The following is a 20,976-nucleotide window of genomic DNA, read 5'->3' as shown; positions in this document are numbered from 1 at the left end:
TCTGCCCGGCGTTCAGGCGTCGGCGCGGTCCAGGATTCGTCCGCCGTACCAGTGCTCAATCAGCGAACGGGCAATGGACAGGCGGCTGGAGATGGTGATCTCCCCGGTAAGCACTGCTTGCTGGAGTTCCTCCCGGCTGAACCAGCGCGCCCTGGTGACTTCCACGCCGTCGGGCGTTGCCTCGGCATCCGCGGTGATGGCCGTAAATCCAAGCATAAGGGAGGCTGGGAACGGCCAGGGCTGGGAACCCAGGTACTGGCAGGCGGAAACCCTGACACCGACTTCCTCATGGATTTCCCTAACCACGGCCTGCTCGAGTGACTCCCCAGGTTCAACGAACCCGGCGAGGGTTGAGTAGTTCCTGGCGTCCAGCGGGCCGCCGCCACCAAGCAGCAGCCTCCCGTCCGGGCCTACAACGGTGACGATGATGGCCGGATCCGTCCGCGGGTAGTGTTCGGAGTTATCTTGCGGGCAGCGGCGCATCCATCCCCCGGACTCCACAACCGTGGGAGCGCCGCACCGCGGACAGTGCGTGTGTCCGGAGTGCCAGTTGGCGATGGCGCTTGCTTCGACGAACAGGGCCGTGTCCGTGGGATTTAGTTCGGCAGCAATGTCCCGGAAGCCCACCCAATAGGCATTGGCGGGGATTCCCGCCGTGCCCGGTGCTGCGGCCTTTTCCAGCACCACCAGGAGAAGTTCGGTCCCTTCCGGCAGGTCCGAACCGTCCAGGGCGGCGCCCAGATAGATGACATGCTCCGGCGCGGCTCCAAGGTGTTCAAGGTTCTTTACCAGCGGGGAGGCGGCCGCCAGGTACAGGCTGTTCCCGGTCACGAGGGCCTGCCGACCCGACAGAACCACCGCCATGGTGCCGTCTCGGCCAAGCAGCTCATCCACCATGCCCGGGCGGGTCCGGGCTGCAGAGCCCCGATCCATCATCGCTGGACGGACGGGAAGCACGGTATCGAACAGGTGGTTGGCGGGCAACCGGACTGCCGGTGTCCGGTAGGCCGGTGTAGCGGACTCCGCATGACTCATGAGTCCACCGTACTGACTCGGGCCGACAATTGATATTTAGGGAGGCCAGGGACAGGTGCCGTGGCTACAGGCAGAGATTTGACGCATATCTGGAGACTCGCCGCTGGCGCACCGTTGTCTTGGACGCGTGTCAATCTACCGTGGAACAGTGAGAAGAAAACCGATCGAACTGGCAGCCGTGGCAACAGCGGCCGTCCCCGGGCTGACTCCAACTGCGGTCAGTTCCGCTCCGGATGATGCCGCCGACTTCGACACCGCGCTGCTCCTCGATTCGGAAGGAAAGCGCTGGAGGGTCAGGTCGCCGCGGCACGCTGAAGCCAGCGCCCGGCTGGAGACGGAGTTCCTGGTCCTGCGCGCGTTCGCCCCGGGCATCCGGGCCGAGTTGCCCTTTCTCATGCCCACGGTTGCCGGTAGCGTGCGCTTGGGCGCCCTCAGCACTTTCGTATACTCCCACTTGGCCGGTTCCACCCGGAGCGTGGAGGAACTTACAGCCGGCCCCGAGCAACTCGCGCGTGAAATCGGCGTGGCACTGGCCGCGATCCACGACCTGCCCCATGCGCTGGTCAGCAATGCGGACCTGCCCAGCTACACACCCAACGAATTCCGCCAGCGCAGGCTGAACGAACTGGACCAGGCCGCAACCACAGGCAAGATCCCGCCGTCCCTCCTGCGCCGTTGGGAGCACGCGCTCGAAGATGTATCCCTGTGGCGTTTCAACCCCTGTGTGGTCCACGGCGACCTGCACGAAGATAACCTCCTGGTGGAGGGCCACCGGGTAACAGCCGTCACCGGGTGGACAGACCTGCGGATCGGTGATCCCGCCGATGACTTCGCCTGGCTGGTGGCCTCCAACGAACAGGACTTCGTGGACACTGTCCTGAGCTGCTATACCGAAAGCCGCCGGGACGCCCCGGACAAGCACCTGCTGCGAAGGGCCGCGCTATCCGCCGAGTTCGCCCTGGCGCAGTACCTCGTCAAAGGCATCGCGGCTGGCGATGAGGCGATGATTTCCGAAGCGGAGGGCATGCTGGAAACCCTCGCCAGCGATATTGCCGAGCACGGCGGGCAGGCCATCAGCGTTGAGCCGCTCCCCTCCCCCGCAGCTCCGGCGGCCACCGCTGCCGCCGGGACAGTTACAGCCAGGACGGACACGGCCGACGGCGGCTCCGGGGACAGTGCCGCGGCTCCCGGCAGGGCACAGGGCCCGGCAGCCGGACACCCCGTGGTCGCCGGTGTAACGCCTGGGATCGTTCAGCCCGTGACGGTGCTCCCGGTTCCCACCCCGGTCTTGCCTGCCGTCCAGGTGTCGCCGATCCCGGACGACGAACCCGAGCAGGACGAACCCGCGCAGGACGAACCCGCGCAGGACGAGGAGCCCACCTCGGCTGAACCGCCGGCAAAGGTGCCGTCGGCAGACGACACCTCCACGGCGGCCATCACCGTCATCGACGTCAAGAAGCCGTGACGGAGTAGGACTCCGACACCATCGCCTCCAACTCTGCGGCTGACGCGAGGTCGTGCGGGCGGACCACCTGGTTGTCGGCCACGTAGAAGAACGCTGCCCGTACCTCGTCCACCGCGATGCCCTTCAGCCTTGCCCAGGCAAGACGGTAGGCCGCAAGCTGGACCGACTTGGCTTTGAGGTGGGCGGCCGCTGGACGGCGGCCTGTCTTCCAGTCCACTAGGTCCCACCGCCCGTCCGCGTCACGGAAAACAGCGTCAATCCGGCCGCGGACCACCACGTCCCCCACGCGGGTCTCCACAGGCACTTCAACAAATGCCGGGGAACGGTTGGCCCATTCCGACGCCCGGAAGGTGGCCACCATGTCGTCGAGGTCGTAGGCGGCATCAATGTGGTCGTCCGGTCCCGGTGCGTCGCCGAGGTCGAGCATTCCGGCGCTACCGAAGTATTCCTCCACCCAGGAATGGAAGGCGGTACCTTTCCTGGCGGACATGCCCGGTTCCCGGGGAACGGGCCTCCGAAGGCGTTTCAGCACAGCCGCCGGATCTTCGCCAAGGTCAACAAGCGTGGATGCCGAAATGTGGCTGGGCAGGTGCACATCCTGCCCGCGTGCCCGGCTGGAGCGCCGTTCCAGGAGCAGCGATGCTTCAGCATCCCACCCTGAGGCGGGGACGCGCAGCCCGCGGCCGTCCCGGGCTGGGCTCGTGTCCCTGGCTGGGACCTTGTCCGTGGCTGGGACCGTGTCCGTGGTTGGGCCGTCCAGGGCGGCGAGCAACCGCGCGGCGGCCAGTTCCATCGCTGCACGCCGGCCGGGAACGAGTCGTAAGCGTTGTCCAGTCCTGGGGTCCACCGGACCTTCCAGTGGGTCGTAGGGCCACTGCGCCATTTCTGTTTCCAGAGTCAGCGGACTCTTCTCGGGAAGGGAGGCCTCGTCCACCGAGGCAGGGTGAACCACCGCAGCGCCCGTATCTCTGCCCGCCCCGGACCGAACTGCCAGCGGCTCAAGTTCAGCCAGGAACGGGGACATCTCGGACCGGCCCGCGCGCGAACCAACCCAGGCGGCACTGGACACCCACAGGACATGCTTGGCTCGTGTATACGCCACGTAGGCAAGGCGCCGTTCCTCCGACTCGCCGTGGGCCTGTACGGCGGACTTGAATTCCTTCTCCGCGTCCAGCCATCCCTTCTGGTCAGGCTGGTCGAGGTCCCACTGGGGAAGATCCGCACGGTCACCCCGCAAGGGCCAGGGCAGGGCCGCGGCCCCGCTGCTCCACCGCGAATCGCGGCTGCTGGGGAAGGCGCCAGCGTTGAGGCCGGGCACAAAAACGACGTCCCATTCCAGCCCCTTGGACGCGTGGACGGTGAGGAGCTGCACGGCTTCGCGGTTGACGTCCGCGGCTGGCGCGTCAAGGCCGTTCTCCTCGGCGGCGGCAGCCTCCAGCCATGCCAGGAAAGCCAGGATGTCCACCCGCTGCGACGTTCTCAGGAACCCGGCCGCAGCGTCCTGGAAGGCGTCAAGGTTACGACGGGCCTGATGGATGGTGATACCTGGGCGCGCGGCCACCTCAATGTCCAGCAGCATGGCCCGTTCCACTTCTCCAAGAAGGGTGGTCAAGTCATCGCCAAGGTAACCGCGCAGTTGCCTCAATTCCACCGACAGCCGGCCGAGCCTCTCCCTCGCTTCCGCGCTCAGGGATCTTCCGTGTGAGGATGTCCAGCCGTCGCGCGGAAGCCAGTCCAGGGCCTCTACGAGGCTGGAACCATCCGTCAGATCGCTCTCCACCACCGGCCCGTCGTCGTCCGCTGTTCCGGCGTCCGCGGTTCCAGCTTCCGCTTCACGCGCTGCGGCGGGCTGCCCCCGCCTGCGTGCCAGCTGGCTCGACCAGTCGCGGAATGCCATCAGGTCTGCGGGGCCGATCCGCCACCGGGCGCCGGCGAGGAGCCGCATCAGGGAATCGGATCGTCCTGGATCGGCCAGCACTCTCAGGGTAGAGACGAGGTCCACAATTTCCGGGGTGTCCAGCAAGCCGCCCAGTCCTACGATCTCGTAGGGGATTCCTCGGGCCTCCAACTGCCGGCTGATGGTTTCCATCTGTGCGCGGCGACGGCACAGCACTGCGAGCGCAGGAGGCACGGGGGTGCCATCAGGCTTGAGTTCAAAGTCGGTGAGCCGGTACTTCAGTACGTCTTCGGCAAGGGCTGAGGCTTCTTCAACGTCGGTCCCGAACCGTCCAAGCACCACGCGTCCGTCCATGGCGTACGGGCTCGGCTGGAGCGGCGGGACGTTCGCGGTGGGTACCCCTTGGGCGCGGGGCCCTGGGGTGCCGGTCGGTTCCCTGTGCGCGGCCGCCCTGCCCAAGGACTCCGACATCACGTTGGCTGCCTTGAGGATGGACCGGCCGTTGCGCCAGGCCGTGGTCAGGAAGGAGGTAGGGGCTGGTTTGAAGTTTTCGTCTTGTTGAGGGCCGGGCAGGCGGACGGGGAATTCCCGGACGAAGTGGAATAACTGCCCTGCGGAGGCGCCTCGAAAACCGTAGATGGACTGATTGGGGTCCCCCACGGCCGTGACGGCGTGCCCGCCGCCGAAGAGCCGCGAGAAGAGGACCAGCTGGGCGTACGAGGTGTCCTGGAATTCATCCAGGAGCACTACCTTGTAGCGCTGGCGCTCCATCTCGGCAGCCAGCGGGACCTCCCGGGACACGCGTGCGGCGAGGGCTACCAAATCACCGAAATCGAGAGCACCGCGGGCACGCTTGGCCGCTGAATAACGGCCCACCATGTCGGCGACGCTGGCCCTGGTCCTCAGCATGGCGGCCAGGTCCGTTGCGGCCTGGGTCGGATTCTTCTTTCCGTCAGCGACGTACGGCAGGCTCTCGAACTCTGCGATCCGTGCCATCAGCCAAGCCTCGACGTCGGCGGGTTCCTGGAGGTGTTCCGCGCATTCGCCGGCAAGCTGGATGACCGCCTTCACTAACGTGGACTTTGCCGCGCTGAAGTGGCGGTACTCGCCATCGAAGGCTTCGACCACTTCGCTGGCGAGCTGCCAGGCCTGGGCGCCACCCAGCAGCACGACGTCGCGTTCCACTCCCAGCCTGAGCCCGTAGTCGGACACGATGCCGCTGGCAAAGGAGTGATACGTGGATACTTTTGGCTCAAGTGCGTCGCTGCTGAGCGGGCCTTCGGGGAACACTGCGTTTCCCGTGTCCTCTGCAGCGATGCGCTGCAGAACCGCCAGCTTGGCCCTGATCCGGGTGGCGAGTTCACCGGCAGCCTTCCGGGTGAACGTGACCCCGAGGACTTCCTCCGGCCTGACCCATCCATTGGCTACCAGCCAGACCACGCGGTCAGCCATGGTGGCTGTTTTGCCCGATCCTGCGCCGGCGATAACCAATCGCGGCGTCAGCGGCGAGGAAATGATCGCTGCTTGTTCAGCTGTAGGTGAGTTTTTTTCACCCATGAGGCGGGACAGGTGTTCGGGACTGAACCGGGGTTCGGGAAGGCCAGTTGCCTGGGTCATTCTGTTACCTGCTTTCCACGGACGCAAAGGGGGCAGACTTCGGGAAGCCTGCAGCCGTGACCGCCGTGCCCGCCCTTTGCGGGGTCGTGCCGGGCTTCGAAGACGCTGCCGGCCATCACTGCCGCCGCGCCGTTCACCATGTCAAGGGCCCAGTTGTCCCGGGGGTCGAGCGATTCCTGCTGCTGGACGCCGGGACCCTTGGTTCCCGTCCCCAGCTGGGCCAGCACGGCACCGCCGGGCATGGCTTGTCCGGGTACGCCGGAAGCATCGTCGAATCCGCCCGCAAGGACGGCGGCCTGGTAGGCCCCAAGCTGGGGATGCCGGGAAAGTTCGGTCTTGCCGGGCTGCCTTTTTCCGGTCTTCAGGTCCACGACCACCAGTCTTCCTTCGGAGTCGATCTCGAGCCGGTCAACCTGGCCGCGAAGGACGGCTGACCGGGCTTGGTCCTCCGACGACGCGGCTTGGCTGTCGTCGCCGGCTGGCCCCGGTTCCAGGGGATAGTCGCTGGCCATGCTCCCTAGCGGGATCACATCCGGGAGCTGAACCGCAAAGTCCTGTTCCACTCCCAACAGGCTGCGCCCTTCGCTTCGCATCACCAGCACGTACTGGGCGAGTTTGCGGACCATGGCCTCGGCACGCTGGAAATCGAGCCGGCCTTCCCAGTTGTCCTTCATCCCAAGCGCGGGCCATCGCCGGACAAGCTCGGTGACGTATTCGCTGCCGGAGGCGTCCGGCAGGTCTTGCGCAATGGCATGGACCAGAGTGCCCAGGCTTCGGGCAAAATCAGTCGCAGCCTCGCCACCGGCCGCCTGCACAAACCAATCCAGTGGGGACTTCCGGACGGCTTCCACCTTCGACGGCGAAACATAGACCGTTCCACCGGGCGGCACGACTGATTCCGTCGTGGTCAGGGGAGCCAGGCCCCACCAGGTGTCCGGATGGGCGCCGGGAACGGCTGGGTTGGCCGCCGCCAGGCGGGCAAGCACCCTGACCGCCTCCGCGGCTTCCGGAGCGTACGCGCCGTCCAGCTGGGCGTACTGCCGGAGCTCCGCGACGAGGGCTCGGAGCGTCATAGGCCGTTCCACCGGTGTGAAGCCGCGGCCCTCCTGGCCGGGGCTCAGCGGCGCCACGTAGTCGAGGAACGAGGAGGGCTGGTCGTCCTCGGACGAGACGGCCGTGCAGATCAGGAGGTCCTGCGCCCTGGAGATGGCCGTTGAGAAGCTTCTGAGTTCGTCATACCGGATGTCCCGCAGCCGGCTCAGCGGGTCAAGCTGCAGCGCGTATTCCACGCCATGCTCCACGGCGTCGGCATAAAGGGTGCTGCCCAGGAGCTCTCCACGGAGCCTGGTATTGGGCCACACGCCTTCCTGGAGCCCTGCAATGATTACCACGGGCCATTCCCTGCCTGCAGCGCTGGCGGGGGTCATCAGTTCGACGGCGTCATCCACCTGGGCCCTTGCTGCCAGGGTGTCCATGGGAAGCTCTTGGTTCAGGAGGTACTCCAGGAACTGTTCCGGACCCGCACCGGGCATCTGGTCCACGTAGCGCTCCGCAGTATGGAAGAGCGCCATCATGGCGTCAAGGTCCCGGTCGGCGCGGGCGCCGTGGGGACCGCCGGTGAGCGCAGTTTCTGTCCACGCGTTCGCCAGTCCGGTGGAGTGCCACAGAGCCCAGAGCACAGACTCCGCATTGGCTCCCGGTTGGCTGATGGCAGTACGTCCGGCCTGGATCATTCGCGCCGTTCGGCGCGCCGCCCTGCCTTCCATCCCCAACGTGGCGAGGGCGCCGGGTTCCAACAGCGCTTCGACCAGCAGGGCGTCGCTGGTACGGCCGCCGCCGCCCTCGAGTTCTTCACGCCGCAACGACTGCCTCAACCTGCGCAATTCAATCGATGTTGCTCCCCCGATCCGCGAGGTGAGCAGTGAAACAGCCGATTCAGGGGTCAGCAGGTCAGGATCCAGGGCGATCGCATAGGCGTCCAGAAGCGGGCGTACGGCAACTTCGTCACGCACGGCGGACTCCGCTACGGGAACCCTGACGGGGATCCCTTGCCCTGAAAGGTATCGCTGAAGCTCGCTGAGCTGGCCTCCGTTCCGGACAATGACGGCGATTTCGGCGAGGGCACGGCCGTGGCTAATGTGCTGGTCCAGGATCCGCTGGGCGACATAGCGCAGTTCATGGACCGGTGAGGGCACGAGGTGGGCTTCGACGGCACCCTGCCTGGGGAGTCGGCTTCCGGGATCCTGCTGCTCCAGCCGACGGGCCAGCCGGCCGCCTGCGCGCTGTGAGATGCGGCCGGCAACCCCGAGCCATGCCTCCGCGACGGCGGGCGCGTGCCGGTGCGTGTGCCACAGCGGCCGTTCCAAGGTATTTTTGCCGCCGGAGAGCAGCCGGGGAAGTTCGGCCACAAGATCGGGCCTGGCTCCACGGAAACCCTGCACAACGGTGTCCGGGGAAGAGGTCACAAAGCAGTCTTTGCCCGCCGCGATGTCCGCGAGCAGCTCAAAAACGGCCGGGTTAGCTTCCTGGATATCGTCCACCAGCAGCAACTGCAGCCGTTCGCGTTCGGCGGCGAGGAAGTCAGGCGCATCCTGGAAGATTTGCCGGGCAGCGGTGATGATTCCTGCGGGGTCGAAGGCCTCAGGCATACGGAGGTCCAGGACGTCCCGGTATTCGGCATAAAGCGCCGCGGCGGCGATCCAGTCCTCCCTGCCGCAGCGGCGGCCAAGGTCTTCCAGGTCTTCGGCTGTCCTGCCCGATTCGATGATCCGGTCAAAGAGCTGGCGGACTTCGTGGCGGAATCCCCTGGTCTCCAGCGCAGCGCCCAGGTCCGCCGGCCACGGCAGTTGCAGCCCTGGAAGGGCGTGCCCTTCCAGAAGCTCCTTGATGATGAGGTCCTGCTCCGGTCCGGACAGGAGGCGCGGCGGCCGCGGGAGCGGCAGGATGCCCTCCGCTTTGGCCCGGCGGATCAGATCGAAGGCATAGGAGGCCCAGGTCCTGGCCGGCGTTGTGCTCAGGCTCCGATCCAGCCTGGCGGTGAAGCGGTCACGAAGTGAGTCTGCCGCCAGCCGGCCCGGCGCTAGGATCAGGATCCGTTCAGGGTCCACGCCTTCGTGGAGGGCCCGGCGGACGGCCGCCTCGATCAGGACAGTGGACTTGCCGGTCCCTGGCGCTCCTGGAACCAGGACCGGCCCCGAGCCGTGCGGGACCTCCACGGCGGCCTGCTGGTCGGCTGTAAGCAGAGGGATGGAGCCCTGCAGCCGGCGGGGCGGAAGCAGCCGGAGGCCGGTCCCGTTCTCACGCTGGCCCGGTGCGCCGGCCAGGTCCGCTGCAGGATGTTCGGCGTCGACGTAGTCGACAGGGGGGTCGGGCAGGAGGTCCGTCTGCAGGCTTGTTAGCGTCACACGGACATTTCATCATCAGCCACGGACAATTTATGAAGCCCACGCTCGAGCCGGTCCGCAATGGCGTCCAGCTGGTCGAATTCGGCGTCTGTGGGAGTCCAGCGGGCCGCGGCAAGGTTGACGCGCCAGCGGCCTTCACCCGTGCGAAGGAATTCGTCGTGGCTGCCCAGCAAGGGTGTTCCTTCGTCCAGGTAGTGGCGAAGAGCTGCGGCTTCGTGGCCGTCGGGAGCCTGCCCGCTGGCTTTGAGGATCCGCCACCACGGCACGCCGCTGCCGTAGTGGCTCATGACAGCACCCACCTGCCGCGGTCCGCCTGCTCCCAGCAATTCGGCGATGTCGCCATAGGCAACGACGGCGCCCCGAGGCACCAGCTCCACCACGGCCAGCACCGCCTCAACATACTCCGTCCGCATGGATCCAGCGTACCGGTGCCAGGGGTCCGCTTAGCCGATGCCGTGCCCACCCTAGCCCCGCACGATACGAAATCCCGGACCCGCCGAGGGCGCTGCCAGAGACTGTCAGTGCCGGCCGCTAGCGTGGGAGCATGAGCACTTGGAACACCCTCCCCCGCGCAGCCTTCGACCTCGAGACCACAGGCCGGAACTCCCGCGCTGCACGCATCGTCACGGCGTCGGTGACCGTCGTTGACCACCAGGGGGATGTCATCAAGGAACACGAATGGCTGGCAGACCCAGGGGTCGAGATCCCCACCGAAGCAAGCGACGTCCACGGCGTCACCACCGAGCAGGCAAGGCGTGAAGGCAGGCCAGCGCATGAGGTGACCAGGGAGCTCGCCACCGTCCTGCAGGAGCTTTTTGATGCCGGCGTTCCCGTGATTGCATTCAACGCCAGTTACGACTTCACCGTGCTGGCGGCCGAATCGGCGAGGTATGGCGTGAAGCAGCTGAGCCGGTTCCCGGTCCTGGATCCCTACATCATGAACAAGCAGGTGGACCGGTACCGGAAGGGCAAACGAACGCTGACCGCCCTGTGCGAGGAGTATGGGGTCAACCTGGACAACGCCCACACCTCCGCAGCGGATGCCCTGGCCACGCTCAGGGTGCTGGATGCGATGGCGGGCAAGTTCCCCAAGCTGCGGATGCCGGCCAGCCAGCTTCATCAGCTCCAGGTGGACTGGGCCGTTAGCCAGGCAGCTGATTTCCAGGGATACCTGCGGAAGACCAAGCCCGCAGCCGTCATCGAAGGCGACTGGCCGGTGCTTCCGCCGGAAGATGCCAGCCGCGGCGACTTCTAGCTGCGAGCTAACTCACACTTATTGCCGCCTACGGCATGGAAGGCTGTGACCAGCCGGTGATTCGGCGATGGCGGCGGCGACGAGCCCTGCAAGGGGCCCACGCTCGGCCTGGCCGATCAATATTCGGCTAGACGTACTCCTGACCGTCCCATCTTCACCTATCCGCCGATTTAGTCCTTAGTGAGATGATTAAGTTTTGCGGTCCCCTGCCCTGAGCGTCAGTCCCCTTGGCGCGGCAGACCCCCGGCGAGACGTGTGCAGCGGTGCGGCCGGGATGAACTTATGACTCAGATGAAAGTGACTACCTGATGAAATCGAAAGCCATGAAATGGCTGACCAGCGTTCCTGTGGCTATCGCCCTGGCCGCCTCCCTCGCGGCTTGCGGCGGGGCTTCTTCACAGCCCGCCGGCACCCCTACGGACGCCCTGGCCGGCAGCGATCAGCAGACGCTGGACAAGTACACCACCGCTGATGTCACCCCGATCGAGAAGATCGACAAGAGCAAACTTGGCTTGAACACCGAGGGCAAACTTGAGGTGGGCACGCTCTCTGATGCCCCTCCGAACATCTTCCTTGACCCCTCCGGCAAGTTCACCGGTTACGACAACGAGTTGCTGCGCGCCGTCGCCGGCAAGCTTGGCCTCGAAGTCGAGTTCGTTGCCACCGACTTTTCCGCCCTGCTCTCCCAGGTCCAGAACAAGCAGTTCGACGTCGGATCCTCCTCCATCTCCACCACGGACAAGCGCCGTGAAAACGTCGGCTTCACCAACGGTTACGACTTCGGCTTCATGGCCGTGGTTGCCAAGACCGACGGCGACGTCAAGGGCTTCGCAGACCTCGACGACAGCCTCCGCATCGGAGTGGTCCAGGGCACCGTGCAGGATGACTATGTCACGAACACGCTGAAGCTTGAACCCATCCGCTTCCCGGACTACAACACCGTGTACGCCAACGTCCGCAACGGCCAGGTCGACGCCTGGGTTGCTCCGTCGCAGCAGGCCACCGGCCAGGTCAAGGAAGGCGACGGCACCGTCATCGCCGAATCAGTGGTCAACACCCAGAACTTCACTGCGTACGCCGTGAACAAGGACAACAAGCCGCTGATCGATGCCCTGAACTCGGGCCTTGATGCAGTCATTGCAGACGGAACCTGGTCCAAGCTGACCAAGGAATGGTACCCGGACCGCGAAATGCCGAGCGACTGGAAGCCGGGCAGCAAGGCTGCCACGGTTCCCCAGAGCTGATCCGGGCCGCTGCCCCTATGGACACACTGGAACAACTTGCCGACACCTTCTTCAACTGGGGTGCCATGGCGGAGGTCCTGCCGTCCCTGATCATGGTTGGCCTGCCCAACACGATCATCCTGGCAGTGACCTCTGCTGTCCTGGGCTCCCTGCTGGGCCTGGCGCTTGCCCTGATGGGCATTTCCCGCAATGCCGGGGCACGCTGGGTGGCACGCATCTACACGGACATCTTCCGTGGCCTTCCGGCCATCCTGGTGATCCTGGTGATCGGGATAGGCCTCAGCCCGCTCGCCCGGGAACTGACGGGCTCGAGGAACCCGTATCCCTTGGGAGTACTGGCGCTGACGCTCATCGCAGCCGCTTATATCGGTGAGATCTTCCGTTCGGGCATCCAGAGCGTGGAGAAGGGGCAACTGGAGGCATCCCGGGCTCTGGGGTTCAGCTACGGCAGTTCGATGCGCCTGGTGGTGGTACCGCAGGGCATCCGTCGGGTACTGCCTGCTTTGGTGAACCAGTTCATCGCATTGCTCAAGGACTCTTCGCTGGTGTTCATGCTGGGCCTGGCCGCCTCCGAGCGCGAGATCTTCCGGATTGGAAACGACGCCATGGCCAACTCGGGGAACCTCTCCCCGCTGGTGGCCGCTGGCCTCTTGTACCTGATCCTTACTGTTCCGCTGACCCACTTCGTGAACTTCATCGATAACCGGCTCCGTACGGGCAGGCCGGAAAAGAAGGAACCGGACGAGTTGGCAGCACCTATCGGCAAGGGGGCACAGGCATGACGGAATTTACCTCCGGCACCCTGACCGGCAAGAACCTGCACCTCTCGTTCGGCCACAACCACGTGCTCCGCGGCATCGATCTCCATGTGGAGAAAGGCACCACGGCTTCGGTGATCGGTCCCTCCGGCTCCGGCAAGTCCACGCTGCTGCGTGTCATGAACCGGCTGATCGAGCCGGACCAGGGCGATATCCTCCTGGACGGCCGGTCTGTCCTGAAGGACAACCCAGACGAGCTGCGCCAGCGGATCGGCATGGTGTTCCAGCAGTTCAACCTGTTCCCGCACAAGACCGTTGTGGAAAATGTGTCGCTGGCTCTGCGCAAGCTCCGGAAGCTGCCCAAGGACCAAGCGCATGCCGAGGCCTTGGAGCAACTGGACCTCGTGGGGCTAAAGCATAAGGCTGATGCGCGCCCGGCCAACCTTTCGGGTGGCCAGCAGCAGCGCGTGGCGATCGCCCGTGCCCTCGCCATGAAGCCCGAGGTGATGTTCTTCGACGAGGCCACGTCCGCATTGGATCCCGAACTCGTCAAGGGAGTCCTGGCATTGATGGCGGATCTCGCCAAGGGTGGCATGACCATGGTGGTAGTGACCCATGAGATGGGCTTCTCCCGCAACGTCTCAGACACCGTGACGTTTATGGATGCCGGCGTGGTGGTCGAGTCGGGTCCGCCCGAACAGATCTTCACCTCCCCCGGCACGGACCGGCTCAAGGGCTTCCTCTCGGACGTCCTCTAAGCGGCACCCACAGAAAATCCCCGCCTCCCGGACTTATCCCCCTTGCTTGCAGCGGGGATTTGTCCGGGAGACGGGGATTTTCTTATAAACAACGACGCCGGAACTAGCCTTGCGCGGCCGCGGCTGCCTTTGCGGCGGCAGGGAGGGCGTCGAAAATCCGGTTCACGGCGGCGTCGTCGTGGGCGGCCGAGAGGAACCAGGCCTCAAACACGGAGGGCGGCAGGTAGACCCCGGATTCCAGCATGGAGTGGAAGAAGGGCGCATAGCGGAAGGTTTCCTGGCCTTGGGCATCGGCGTAGTTGTGGACGCCGGTGGCCGACGTCCCGAACGCGACCGAGAACAGGTTTCCGGCGAACTGGATCGAGTGGTCCACTCCGGCGGAGTCCAGGGCCTCGGACAGCGCCGAGGAAAGTTCCAGCGACCTCGCATCGATAAACGAGTAGACCTCCTGGGTGGCGTGGGTCAGCGTGGCGACGCCGGCGGCCATGGCTACCGGATTCCCGGACAGCGTTCCGGCCTGGTAGACCGGGCCGACGGGAGCGAGGTAATCCATGACGTCGGCACGCCCGCCCAGTGCCGCCGTCGGCATCCCGCCACCGATCACCTTTCCAAAGGTGAGCAGGTCAGGGGTCCACGGCTCGGCAGCGTCGGAGGCGCCGCCGGTGAGGCCCCAATAGCCGGAGTAGCCCGTCCGGAATCCAGTCAGCACTTCGTCGACGATCAGCAGCGCGCCGTGTTCGCGGGTGATGCGGGACAGGCCCAGGTTGAACCCTTCGGCGGGCGTCACCACACCCATGTTGGCAGGGGCGGCTTCGGTGATGACCGCGGCAATGTTGGCGCCGTGGCTGGCAAAGGCGGCCTCGACGGCGGCGAGATCGTTATACGGCAGGACGAGTGTTTCAGCGGCGGTGGCTTCGGTGACGCCGGCCGAACCGGGCAGCGCCAGGGTGGCGACGCCTGAACCGGCCGCGGCGAGGAGCCCATCGAGATGGCCGTGGTAGCAGCCTGCGAACTTGATGATCAGGTTGCGTCCGGTGAATCCACGCGCCAGGCGGACGGCCGTCATAGTGGCCTCGGTGCCGGTGGACACCATCCGGACGCGTTCCGCGGCCGGGACGCGTTCCTGCACGATGGCTGCAAGGTTGGCCTCATCCGGCGTGGAGGCCCCGAAGGACAGGCCGCGGTCCACTGCGGCATGGACGGCTTCCAACACGGCGGGGTGCGCATGGCCGAGGAGCGCCGGGCCCCAGGAGCAGACCAGGTCAACGTATTCTTTACCGTCGGCATCGGTGAGGTAAGGGCCGCTGGCGGATACCATGAACCGCGGGGTTCCGCCCACGGAGCCGAAGGCCCGGACAGGAGAGTTCACGCCGCCGGGCATCAGCCGCCGGGCGCGGTCGAAGAGTTCCTCGTTGCGAGGATTGCTGGAAGTCATGGTTCCTATTCTTTCAGTTCGCCGGCACGTGAGTTACCGAGCAATTCCGACACGCGGGGCGCCACCGCCGTGCCCATGAGCTCGATGGAACGCATCATGGCCGAGTGCGGCAACGGGCCGCTGCTGTACTTAAGGTCAAATCGGTCCACACCCAGGTCCGCCTTCAGCCGGACGATCTTGCGCGCCACGGTATCCGGCGACCCCACGTACAGGGCACCCTCCGGGGCGCAGAGGGCGTCGAACTCCGGCTTCCCGGCTGGTCCCCAGCCGCGCTCGGCGCCGATTCTGTTCCGCAGTTTCAGCCAGTGGGGGAAGAACTCCTCCCGGGCCTGTTCATCGGTCTGCCCCACATGGCCGGGCGAGTGGGTTGCCACCTGCTGAAGGGGGTGTCCGTACTGGGACATCGCCTCCCGGTAAAGCTCCGCCAGCGGGCGGAAGGCGCGCGGCTGGCCGCCGATGATGGCAAAGATGATGGGGTACCCGTACTGCGCGCAGCGAAGGACTGATTCGGTGGTCCCCCCGACGCCTATCCACGTGGGCAGCAGGTGGTGTTCCAGCGGCGGGTAGACGCTCAGGCCGTGCAGCGCCGGGCGGGTCCGGCCCTCCCAGTGGACGGGCTGCTGGGACCGTACCTTGTCGAACAGCTCAAGCTTCTCCTCGAACAGGACCTCGTAGTCAGCCAGGTCCAGGCCGAACAGCGGGAATGATTCGACAAAGGAACCGCGCCCCAGCATTACCTCTGCCCGGCCGTTGGAGAGGGCGTCAACCGTCGAGAACCGTTGGAATACCCTGATGGGGTCATCCGAGCTCAGGACCGTGACGGCAGATCCGAGCCGGATTTGGTGGGTCCGGGCCGCTGCGGCTGCGAGGAAAACCTCCGGGGCGGAGACGGCGAAGTCCTTGCGGTGGTGCTCCCCCACGCCAAATGCGTGGAGTCCGACGGCGTCAGCCAGTTCCGCCTGCTCGAGCAGCTGGCGCAGCACTTGGGCGTGCGGCTGCGGGCTGCCGTCCGGATTCTCGCCGACGTCGCCAAAGGTGTTCAGTCCCAGCAGGATCCGGTCAGCGGCTACCGGCGCGGTGGGACCCGCGGTCGGGGAGGAATCCGGCTGCGAAGTCACCGGGTTTCCTTCAGCCAGCCGGCGAGCTCGGCAGCCCAATAGGTCAGCACCATGTTCGCACCGGCCCGCCGGATGCCCAGCACGGACTCGGTGATGGCGGCACGGCGGTCGATCCAGCCGTTGGCCGCGGCGGCTTCGATCATCGCGTACTCCCCGGAGATCTGGTAGGCGGCCACGGGAACCGGGCTCATGGCGGCGACGTCGGCCACGATGTCCAGGTAACTCATGGCCGGTTTCACCATCACGATGTCAGCCCCCTCGGCGAGGTCCAGTTCCACTTCCCGGATGGCCTCGCGCCGGTTTCCGGCGTCCATCTGGTACGTCCGCCGGTCGCCTTTCAGCTGGGAGTCAACGGCTTCGCGGAAGGGACCGTAGAAGGCGGAGGCGTACTTGGCTGCGTAGGCAATCACCGCGGTGGTGCTGTGTCCGGCTTCGTCCAGCGCCTGGCGGATGGCTGCGATCTGGCCGTCCATCATTCCGGACGGGCCCAGCATATGGGCGCCGGCATCGGCCTGTGCCACCGCCATCCGAGCGTAGATCTCCACGGTGCGGTCGTTGTCTACGTATCCGTCGGCATCGAGCACGCCGCAGTGCCCATGGTCGGTGAACTCGTCCAGGCAGACGTCACTCATGATGACCAGGCCGTCACCCACTTCGGCGCGGACGTCCCGGATGGCCTTGTTCAGCACACCGTCCGGTTCCAGTGAGGCGGTGCCCTCAGCGTCCCGGACCGCCGGAATGCCAAAGAGCATGATGCCTCCGAGTCCCAGTTCAACGGCTTCGGCGGCAGCGCGCTTGAGGGTGTCCGTGGTGTGCTGGACCACGCCCGGCATGGACGTGATGGGGTTGGGTTCGGTGAGCCCTTCCCGGATGAAGGCCGGCAGGATGAGCTCGGCCGGGGCCAGCCGCGTTTCCGCGGTGAGCCTGCGCATCGCCGGTGTAGTGCGGAGGCGTCGGGGCCGTTGATTGGGAAAGCTCATCGTGTGTCCTCCACAGGTGGTCCGGGTTGGGTCGGGGAATCCAGGGCTTCGCAAACCGCGGCAACGAGTCCGGCGGGGGTGGGCTCAGCCGCGACGGCTGCAACGTCGAGTCCGAGTGCTGAGGCTTCGTCCGCCGTCGAACGTCCGATCGCGACCAGCCGGCAGTCCCGCAGCGGGGAAAGTGCGGCCCTAATGCGACGTACGGCGCTGGGCGAGGCCGCCACAACGGCGTGGAGCCGGCCCGCCGCAATCTGGGTCCGGGCGGCTTCCGTAGTCAGCATCGAGTACGACGGCGGCACGGCCACGCGTGCAGCGGTGCTGTTTTTCCCGGGGTCGGCAGCCAACGGATCGACGGCCAGCCTCCGTTCTGCATCCGCCGGGAAATCGACGGTCTGGTAGGCAATGACGACAGTGACGGACGCTCCTGAGGACCTCAGCCCTTCAGCGAGGCGCGGGGCCGCGATATCGGCCTGTGGCAGCAGCACCCGGCCGGCCCCGGCGGGCCACACGTCAAGCAGTCCGGCTGCTGACTGGGCAGCCGCCGGAGTGAGTGCCACGGGAACGCCTGCGGATTCGAGCATCCCTTTCGAGGCCTGGCCAATGGCAGCCACCTTGGTAGTGGCTGGCAACCAATCCCTGAGCGTCAGGCCACGCTCGGCGGCTTTATCGCGGAGGACGTGGACCGTGGTGGCGCTGCTGACCACCAGCCAGTCGAAGGCCCCGGCAGCCAGCGCGTCGCAGGCGACGTCCAGGGAGTGCTGGTCCGCGGCTCGCTCAAAATCAATCAGCGGCAGCAGCAGCGCCTCGGCGCCCGCCTTCTCAAGTGCCGCGACCAGCGTCGGCGACCGCTCCGGGCTGCGGGTGATCAGGACCCGGGCGTGCGCGAGCGGCTGCAGGTCCTGCTGGGAACTTTTGTCCTGGCCCGCCATGTCAGGCCGTCCCGGGGAGTGTATCCACGGGCAGGTCAGGAGGCGTGAAGGTCTGCGATGTCGGCGGCGCCGCCGGCAAGGAGGACCTCGGCCAGTTCGATGCCAAGAAGCGTGGCCCCTACTTCGGTCAGCCCGTCAGTAGCCCGTTTGTCGCGGACGGACGCTGTGCCGTCCACGGCGCACACCACGGCTTCGAGGTGAAGCATGCTTCCCTTGCGGTAGGCGTAGGCGCCCACTGGGGCAGCGCAGCCGGCCTCAAGCCTGGCCAGCAGCGCCCGCTCGGCGGTGACGGCAAGCCTCGTGTCGGGATCATCAAGTGCCGCGAGGGCCTGGGCGAGGACACCTTGGGAGCCTTCCGTTGATCCCGCCTTACGGGGAGCATCGGCCGTGCGGCATTCAATCGCCAGCGACCCCTGTCCGGCGGCCGGCAGCATAACGTCGGTTTCGAGGAATTCGGTGACGGCGTCGAGCCTGCTGATGCGTTCCAGTCCTGCCGCAGCCAGGACCACGGCGTCGAGGTCGCAGGACTTGCCTGGCACAACCTGGTCCGTTACGTTGCCGGGAAGGCCGGGCACACGGCCAAGGCGGGTATCCACGTTGCCGCGGATGTCCAGGATCTGCAGGTCCGGCCGCGCAGCACGGAGCTGGGCAGCGCGTCGCGGTGAGCCGGTGCCAACGGTGGCGCCCTGCGGCAGGTCGGCAAGCTTCAGTCCGTCGCGGGCGCAGAGCACATCGCGGACATCAACGCGGCGGGGCGTCGCAGCCAGCGTCAGGCCCACGGCCGCGCCGGTAGGCAAATCCTTGAGCGAATGCACGGCGACGTCGCACTCGTTACGCAGGAGGGCTTCGCGGAGGGCAACAACAAAAACGCCCGTGCCGCCCATTTGCGACAACGAACCCGTGAGGACATCGCCGTCGGTCCTGACGTGCACCAGTTCCACAGGGAATCCGCCGACGGCGGCCAACTGGTCCGCGGTCTGCTGTGTTTGCGTCAGGGCGAGCTTGCTGGCCCTGGTCCCGATCCGGACGGTCACTGGGTGCCTGCTCCCCCGGCCGGTACGCCAGAGGCGTCCGGGTACGGATCGTGACCGGTGCCAACAGTGGTGTCAGCGCCAGCGATGGTGGGCTTCTCGCCACGGAAATTGGCGCAGCAGCCGGGCCGGCAGACGTCGTACCATGGGCCGAGGCCGGTCACCGCGGGTCGCTCGGCGATGTTGTGGGACTGCGTCCGCTCCGAAATGAGGTCCACCAGCCCGTCAACGAACTTGCGGTGGGTTCCGGGTGTGGGCACCCTCGTAGCGGCCAGGCCCAGGTTGCGGCAGGTTTCCAGGGCTTCGGTGTCAAGGTCCCAGACAACCTCCATGTGGTCGCTGACAAAGCCCAGCGGAACAATCACGATTCCCTTGATTCCCTGGCCGGCCAGTTCCTCGATGGCGTCGTTGATGTCGGGCTCCAGCCACGGCACGTGCGGGGCGCCGGACCGCGACTGGTAGACGAGTGACCAAGGCGCGGTGAGGCCTGACTCGGCCTCAACCCGGCTGATGACGGCGGCGCCGGTGGCGAGGTGCTGTGCCACGTACGCCGAACCTTCTTCGAACTCGCGTGGCTCGGCGTCGGACCGTCCTGCCGCCTCGGCGTCCCGCGTGGGAATGGAGTGCGTGGCGAACAGGATGTGCACGGGGGCGTCAGGCGTGCCCGCGGCGGCCAACTGTGCGCGGACGTCGGCCAGGCCAGCGGCGGTGCCTTCAACAAAGGGCTCCACAAAGCCCGGGTGGTCGAAGTACTGGCGCACCTTGTCCACCTCAAGCCGGCCGTCCAGGCCTGTCTCGGTCAGTGCCATGCCGATGTCTTCGCGGTACTGGCGGCAGCTGGAGTAACAGGAGTAGGCACTCGTGGTGATCATCAGCAGTTTGCGGTGGCCGGCGTCGTACGCCTGCTGCAGCGTCTGCGGGATGTAGGGGTCCCAGTTACGGTTGCCCCACAGCACTGGCAGGCCGATTCCGCGGGCTGCCAGTTCGGCTTCCAGGGCTGCCTTGAGTTCGCGGTTCTGCTGGTTGATGGGGCTGATGCCGCCGTTGGCCCGGTAGTGCGTGGAGACTTCTTCGAGCCGCTCGTCAGGGATGCCACGGCCGCGGGTGACGTTGCGGAGGAATGGAATGACGTCGTCCTGGCCCTCGGGACCGCCGAAGGAGGCGAGCAGGACGGCGTCGTAGTCCTTCGGAGCCATCCGGCCGGCTTCGGTGACGGGGTTGACCGCCGTCAGGGTTGAGCCTTCCTGGCGATGTGACGGGGTCATGCGAGGACCTCGGCGATCTCCGCTGCAGAGATGCGGCGGCCTGTGTAGAACGGGATCTCCTCCCGGACGTGGTTCCGTGCCTCCGTGGCGCGCAGGTGCCGCATCAGGTCCACGAGATCCACGAGTTCCGGTGCTTCCAGGCCCAGGATCCATTCCCAGTCGCCCAGGGCGAACGACGAAACGGTGTTGGAGATGACCTGGGGGAAATCGCGGCCCAGCATGCCGTGGTCGCGCAGCATCTTGCCGCGCTCGGCCTCGGGCAGGATGTACCACTCGTAAGAGCGCACAAACGGGTAGACGCAGAGCCACTCTGCCGGTTCCACGCCGCGCGAGTAGGCGGGGGTGTGGTTCTTGGCGAATTCCGCCTCGCGGTGCACGCCCATGGCGGACCAGACGATTTCCGTTCCGGCGAAGAGTTTGCTGCGGCGGACATCGCGCATCGCCTGCTGCAGGGCTTCGGGCTTGGGGCCGTGGAGCCAGACCATCACGTCGGCATCGGCGCGCATGGCAGAGACGTCGTAGCTTCCGCGGTGGGTCACCCCGGCCTCGGCCAGGCGGGACAGCAGGGCATCGAAATCATCGGCAGCATCGGCGCTGCGCAGGACGTCCGCTGACCGCTTGAAGACAGTCCAGAGGGTAAAAAACTGCTCGGCTGATTCTTCGGTTTTAGTGACAGATTCGGCAGAAGTGTGGCTCATGGTTACCAGTTTGCCCCTTCCTCTTCGCCAAGTCGAAACCGGAGAGTTCTACAAGCCGTAGAAGTGTTCATAATCACATTTTTTGGA

General features: G+C 66.2%; 16 protein-coding genes. 5 read left to right on the top strand and 11 right to left on the bottom strand.

The genetic code is table 11. The annotated features are described in order from the left end of the window. Positions 1-12: 12 nt before the first annotated feature. Entirely contained in the window at positions 13-1,035 is a 1,023-nt protein-coding gene (nudC, locus tag V9L18_RS03180; RefSeq protein WP_337345732.1) for an NAD(+) diphosphatase, read from the bottom strand. A gap of 148 nt (positions 1,036-1,183) precedes the next feature. On the opposite strand from nudC, the gene V9L18_RS03175 reads away from it, so the two are divergent. Further along, positions 1,184-2,500: a macrolide 2'-phosphotransferase gene (locus tag V9L18_RS03175; protein WP_337345731.1), complete on the top strand. Its 1,317-nt coding sequence runs from the start codon at positions 1,184-1,186 to the stop codon at positions 2,498-2,500. Here V9L18_RS03175 and V9L18_RS03170 read toward each other — a convergent pair. The 3 genes from V9L18_RS03170 to V9L18_RS03160 all read right to left on the bottom strand — a co-directional run bounded on the left by V9L18_RS03170 (position 2,487) and on the right by V9L18_RS03160 (position 9,831). Next, a complete protein-coding gene (locus V9L18_RS03170) occupies positions 2,487-6,014 on the bottom strand; it encodes an ATP-dependent helicase (RefSeq protein WP_337345730.1) in 3,528 nt (1,175 codons plus the stop codon). The genes V9L18_RS03175 and V9L18_RS03170 overlap by 14 nt on opposite strands. Next, the gene (locus V9L18_RS03165) at positions 6,011-9,337 is read right to left on the bottom strand and encodes an ATP-dependent helicase (protein ID WP_337345930.1); all 3,327 of its coding nucleotides are present in this window, start codon (positions 9,335-9,337) and stop codon (positions 6,011-6,013) included. The genes V9L18_RS03170 and V9L18_RS03165 overlap by 4 nt, the downstream gene beginning before the upstream one ends. A 77-nt stretch (positions 9,338-9,414) precedes the next feature. Next, positions 9,415-9,831 (bottom strand): MGMT family protein, encoded by a 417-nt coding sequence (locus V9L18_RS03160; protein ID WP_337345729.1) that lies wholly within the window; start codon positions 9,829-9,831, stop codon positions 9,415-9,417. A gap of 131 nt (positions 9,832-9,962) precedes the next feature. Between V9L18_RS03160 and V9L18_RS03155 the strand changes: the two genes are divergently transcribed. The 4 genes from V9L18_RS03155 to V9L18_RS03140 all read left to right on the top strand — a co-directional run bounded on the left by V9L18_RS03155 (position 9,963) and on the right by V9L18_RS03140 (position 13,433). Beyond that, positions 9,963-10,673 (top strand): 3'-5' exonuclease, encoded by a 711-nt coding sequence (locus V9L18_RS03155; protein ID WP_337345728.1) that lies wholly within the window; start codon positions 9,963-9,965, stop codon positions 10,671-10,673. A gap of 308 nt (positions 10,674-10,981) precedes the next feature. Further along, positions 10,982-11,917 carry an ABC transporter substrate-binding protein gene (locus V9L18_RS03150; protein ID WP_337345727.1) on the top strand — a complete coding sequence of 312 codons (936 nt, stop codon included), beginning with the start codon at positions 10,982-10,984 and terminating at the stop codon, positions 11,915-11,917. A 17-nt stretch (positions 11,918-11,934) separates the two neighbouring features. Further along, a complete protein-coding gene (locus V9L18_RS03145; RefSeq protein ID WP_337345726.1) occupies positions 11,935-12,699 on the top strand; it encodes an amino acid ABC transporter permease in 765 nt (254 codons plus the stop codon). After that, positions 12,696-13,433 carry an amino acid ABC transporter ATP-binding protein gene (locus tag V9L18_RS03140; RefSeq protein ID WP_337345725.1) on the top strand — a complete coding sequence of 246 codons (738 nt, stop codon included), beginning with the start codon at positions 12,696-12,698 and terminating at the stop codon, positions 13,431-13,433. Before V9L18_RS03145 ends, V9L18_RS03140 begins: the two co-directional genes overlap by 4 nt. 103 nt (positions 13,434-13,536) lie before the next feature. Here V9L18_RS03140 and hemL read toward each other — a convergent pair whose 3' ends face one another. Genes hemL through hemQ form a run of 7 tightly spaced genes read right to left on the bottom strand, consistent with a single transcriptional unit; the run spans position 13,537 to position 20,889 of the window. Next, positions 13,537-14,868 (bottom strand): glutamate-1-semialdehyde 2,1-aminomutase, encoded by a 1,332-nt coding sequence (gene hemL, locus V9L18_RS03135; protein WP_337345724.1) that lies wholly within the window; start codon positions 14,866-14,868, stop codon positions 13,537-13,539. Positions 14,869-14,873: 5 nt separating this feature from the next. Further along, positions 14,874-15,986 (bottom strand): LLM class flavin-dependent oxidoreductase, encoded by a 1,113-nt coding sequence (locus V9L18_RS03130; RefSeq protein WP_337345723.1) that lies wholly within the window; start codon positions 15,984-15,986, stop codon positions 14,874-14,876. Next, positions 15,983-16,966, bottom strand: a complete 984-nt coding sequence (hemB, locus tag V9L18_RS03125; RefSeq protein ID WP_337345722.1) for a porphobilinogen synthase — start codon at positions 16,964-16,966, stop codon at positions 15,983-15,985. Before hemB ends, V9L18_RS03130 begins: the two co-directional genes overlap by 4 nt. Next, the gene (locus V9L18_RS03120; RefSeq protein ID WP_337345721.1) at positions 16,963-17,895 is read right to left on the bottom strand and encodes a uroporphyrinogen-III synthase; all 933 of its coding nucleotides are present in this window, start codon (positions 17,893-17,895) and stop codon (positions 16,963-16,965) included. Before V9L18_RS03120 ends, hemB begins: the two co-directional genes overlap by 4 nt. A 35-nt stretch (positions 17,896-17,930) precedes the next feature. Beyond that, on the bottom strand, positions 17,931-18,929 hold the full coding sequence (hemC, locus tag V9L18_RS03115; protein WP_337345720.1) for a hydroxymethylbilane synthase: 999 nt from the start codon (positions 18,927-18,929) through the stop codon (positions 17,931-17,933). Then, positions 18,926-20,191: a ferrochelatase gene (locus V9L18_RS03110; RefSeq protein ID WP_337345719.1), complete on the bottom strand. Its 1,266-nt coding sequence runs from the start codon at positions 20,189-20,191 to the stop codon at positions 18,926-18,928. Before V9L18_RS03110 ends, hemC begins: the two co-directional genes overlap by 4 nt. Next, positions 20,188-20,889, bottom strand: a complete 702-nt coding sequence (gene hemQ / locus V9L18_RS03105) for a hydrogen peroxide-dependent heme synthase (protein WP_337345718.1) — start codon at positions 20,887-20,889, stop codon at positions 20,188-20,190. Before hemQ ends, V9L18_RS03110 begins: the two co-directional genes overlap by 4 nt. Positions 20,890-20,976 lie beyond the last annotated feature (87 nt).

This window comes from Pseudarthrobacter sp. CCNWLW217 (genome assembly GCF_037203985.1).
Classification (GTDB): domain Bacteria; phylum Actinomycetota; class Actinomycetes; order Actinomycetales; family Micrococcaceae; genus Arthrobacter.
This window is presented reverse-complemented; position numbering and strand designations above follow the sequence as displayed.